The following is a 3913-nucleotide window of genomic DNA, read 5'->3' on the forward strand; positions in this document are numbered from 1 at the left end:
ATTGTAACTGGCGCTCCTTTTCGATGAATTCCAGTTTTTCCTGTTCCAATCCAGCCTCTTCCTGCACTATAATGGCGTCTAACTGAATTTTTTTGTCGGTTTCTGCGTTGGTTTGTTCATTCAGATCGCGATAGGTAAGATTAAATCCTTCTAATGCGGCCTTGGCAAGTTCAATTGAGATCTCCCGATAATCTTTTTTGATTTCGTGGTATTTCTCAGCTTTTTTTGCCTGGTTCTCCAGCGTTTTTAACTGGTTATTGATCTCAAACAGTAAATCTTCAATACGCGCCAGATCCTGCTCTGTAGCATCCAGTTTTTGTTTGGCCTCTTTTTTACGGGTTTTGTATATAGAAATACCGGCTGCCTGCTCCAACATTCGTCTACGGCTGTTCTCTTTGTCTTTGATCAGGTCATCCACCATACCCAGTTCAATAATGCTGTAACTGTCGGTGCTTACCCCGGTATCCATGAACAGGTTCTGGATATCTTTCAGTCGGCAGCTCACATCATTTAACCGGTATTCGCTTTCCCCGCTTTTGTAAAACTTGCGGGTAATTGTTACCGTATTAAATTCTGTAGGAAGCAGGTTTTTGGTGTTTTCAAAAGTCAGGCTTACCTCGGCTAAACCGGAAGCCGACCGGGTTCGGGAGCCGTTGAAAACCAGGCTGTCCAGATTTTCTGAACGAAGCTGACTGATCTTTTGCTCGCCAATTACCCAGCGGATACTGTCAATGATATTACTTTTTCCACAGCCATTCGGCCCCACAATACCCGTTATATTCTGGTCGAAATGCACGGTGGTTTTATCCGCAAAACTTTTAAAACCCTTTATTTCTAAGCTCTTTAGACGCACAATTACCCAATTTTAGAGGGAAGCAAATATATAGGATTGATTTCAACTTGGACAGAAGATTCAGCCGGGACTTCTGATTATTAGCTATTACTTATTCACAAATGAATATAAATAGCGATATATGTTGTCTAATAAAACATGAATAAATTATTAATACGCATTGATATAAAATATATTAATAGCAATTATTTAGTTTATCAAAAATCTATAAATAGGAAGTTTTGGAATGGAACTACTTGATTTTCACGGGACTAATTTCTTCAAAACTGAGCGCAGCCGTATATTTGGAATATGAAAATTGACCTTCGTTCGGATACCTTTACCCTACCCACCCCTGGGATGCTGGAAGCAATTGCTCGGGCAGAAGTAGGCGACGATGTTTTTGGAGAAGACCCTTCGGTGAATGAACTGGAACAGCGCATGGCTGCAAAGTTTGGGATGGAAGCAGCTTTATTTTGTCCAACCGGTACCATGAGCAACCAGGTTGCCATCAACGTACATACCCGTCCGGGCGACGAAGTGATCTGTGAACAGCAGGCGCATGTTTATATTTACGAAGGAGGTGGCATTGCATTTCATTCCGGTTCACAGGTAAAAGCGCTACCCGGCAACAGGGGCAGAATTGTAGCAGAACAGGTGGTAGCGGCTATTAATCCGGACGATGTTCACAAAGCACGCACCTCGCTGGTTTGCCTGGAAAATACCAGTAACCGCGGCGGCGGATCCTGTTATAATTGGGAAGATGTACTTGCCATAAAGCAGGTTTGTCAGATTCATGGACTGGCCCTGCACCTGGATGGCGCCCGATTGTTTAATGCACTGGTAGCAACAGGGCAAACGCCGCAGCAATATGGAGCTGTTTTTGATAGTATTTCGGTTTGTTTTAATAAGGGGATGGGCTGCCCGATCGGATCAGTACTGATGGGAGGCGCTGCCTTTATCCGGCAGGCAAGACGGGTGCGGAAACTGTTCGGAGGTGGCATGCGCCAGGCTGGTTTTATGGCCGCCGCCGCTTTATATGCCCTCGATCATCATATTGATCGCTTACAGGAGGATCATATGCATGCCCGGCAATTAGCTGCCGCCCTCGAGAAAAAAGATTTTATCGGTTCCATATTACCGGTTGAAACCAATCTGCTGATCTTTGAAGTGAAAGGCCGTTTTACAGCAGCCACCCTGGCTGCTACACTAGAACATTATGGCGTCCGATGCCTGGCAATTTCGCCAACACAAATCAGGATGGTTACCCATTTAGGTATTCATTCTGCCATGATCAGTCAACTGGTTCAGTTGATTGATGAGCTGTAATTTTATTTCCAACGCAAGCAATAACCAATGTTACCAACCATTAACCCCACTACAACAAAAGCCTGGACTGCCCTTACCACGCATTACCAGGATATCTCAAGCATACATCTTCGGCAATTATTCGGGCAGGATCCTGCACGTTTTGAGAAGTTTTCAAAAAAGCACGAGGATATCCTGGTCGATTTCTCCAAAAACCGGATCACTGAAACCACCTGGAAGCTTCTGCTTGAGCTTGCCCGGGAATGCGGGTTGGGAACCGCCATCCAGGCTATGTTTGGAGGTGAACTGATCAATCAGACGGAAGGCAGGGCAGTATTGCATACAGCGCTTCGTAATTTTTCGGGTAAACCGGTACATACCGAAGGAAAAGATATTATGCCCGATGTGCTGGCGGTACAGGCACAGATGCGCCGTTTTTGCGAAAAAATTCATTCAGGCGAGTGGAAAGGATATACCGGGAAGCCAATTCGTACCATTGTAAATATCGGAATCGGAGGAAGTGACCTGGGGCCTTTAATGGTAACCGAGGCGCTTAAGCCCTATTGGAAAGAGGGAATTCAGCCTTATTTTGTTTCCAATGTGGACGGCACCCATATTGCCGAAACCCTAAAAAAAATCAATCCGGAAGAAACTCTTTTCCTGATTGCCTCCAAAACCTTTACTACACAGGAAACCATGACCAATGCCCATACCGCCAGGTCCTGGTTTTTAAAAGCGGCCGGAGATGAGGCGCATATTGCCCGCCATTTTGCTGCGCTTTCCACCAACGAAAAAGAAGTGGTGAAGTTTGGCATTGATGCGGCTAATATGTTTGGCTTTTGGGATTGGGTAGGTGGTCGGTATTCTTTATGGAGCGCTATCGGATTATCCATAGCACTTACGATCGGTTATCCGGCATTTGAAGATCTATTAAAAGGTGCTTTTTCTGCCGATGAACACTTTCAAAATTCTGATTTTGAGCATAATATACCTGTTTTAATGGCTTTAACAGGATTGTGGTATACCAATTTTTTTGGGGCACAAACGGAAGCAATTCTGCCGTATGACCAATACATGCACCGTTTTCCGGCCTATTTTCAGCAGGGAAATATGGAAAGCAACGGGAAGTCTGTAGATAGAACGGGGCAACCGGTTAATTATTCAACCGGGCCAATAATATGGGGAGAGCCGGGCACCAATGGTCAGCACGCATTTTACCAGCTAATTCACCAGGGAACACCGTTGATTCCCTGTGATTTTATAGCAGCAGCTATAAGTCATAATCCAATCGGCGACCATCATGAAAAATTGCTCTCTAATTTTTTTGCCCAAACCGAAGCCCTGATGAACGGAAAAACAACAGCAGAAGCGGCAAAAGAACTGGAAAAAACAGGAATGGCAGCGGAGAAAGTGGCAAAACTGATTCCTTTTAAGGTTTTCGCAGGCAATAAACCTACTAATTCTATACTGATTAAACAATTGACTCCGTATACATTAGGGCAATTAATTGCTTTTTATGAGCATAAGATTTTTGTTCAGGGGGTGATCTGGAACATTTTCAGTTTCGACCAATGGGGAGTTGAGTTAGGTAAACAATTAGCCAACCAGATTTTACCTGAACTGGTGCACAATGAGCCGATCAGCTCGCATGATTCCAGTACAAACGGACTGATTAATTTGTATAAAAAAATGAGGTAAATAAGAGGGTATTCTTTGGTAAAGCAGCTTCTGAACAATATGGATAAAAACATACCGCATCCTTCTATGCCCGAT

Annotated in this window: 3 protein-coding genes; 2 read left to right on the plus strand and 1 reads right to left on the minus strand. The window is 44.2% G+C overall.

Going from position 1 to position 3913, the window contains the following annotated elements; genetic code table 11:
* Positions 1 to 853: AAA family ATPase (locus A1D16_RS19175; RefSeq protein WP_290712521.1), on the minus strand; the 853-nt coding region annotated here is incomplete at its 3' end.
* 291 nt (positions 854 to 1144) lie between these two features.
* Here A1D16_RS19175 and A1D16_RS19180 point away from each other — a divergent pair.
* Both A1D16_RS19180 and pgi read left to right on the plus strand, forming a co-directional pair.
* Positions 1145 to 2161 carry a GntG family PLP-dependent aldolase gene (locus A1D16_RS19180; protein ID WP_290712524.1) on the plus strand — a complete coding sequence of 339 codons (1017 nt, stop codon included), beginning with the start codon at positions 1145 to 1147 and terminating at the stop codon, positions 2159 to 2161.
* Positions 2162 to 2188: 27 nt separating this feature from the next.
* Positions 2189 to 3838 carry a glucose-6-phosphate isomerase gene (pgi, locus tag A1D16_RS19185; protein ID WP_290712526.1) on the plus strand — a complete coding sequence of 550 codons (1650 nt, stop codon included), beginning with the start codon at positions 2189 to 2191 and terminating at the stop codon, positions 3836 to 3838.
* The last annotated feature ends 75 nt before the right edge of the window (positions 3839 to 3913 follow it).

Source organism: Flavihumibacter sp. CACIAM 22H1, from assembly GCF_001601815.1.
Classification (GTDB): domain Bacteria; phylum Bacteroidota; class Bacteroidia; order Chitinophagales; family Chitinophagaceae; genus Flavihumibacter.

Bases quoted from the DNA above. Each gene is read 5' to 3' on its own strand.
- A1D16_RS19180 (WP_290712524.1), top strand. From the start codon at position 1,145: ATGAAAATTGACCTTCGTTCGGATACCTTTACCCTACCCACCCCTGGG.
- pgi (WP_290712526.1), top strand. From the start codon at position 2,189: ATGTTACCAACCATTAACCCCACTACAACAAAAGCCTGGACTGCCCTT.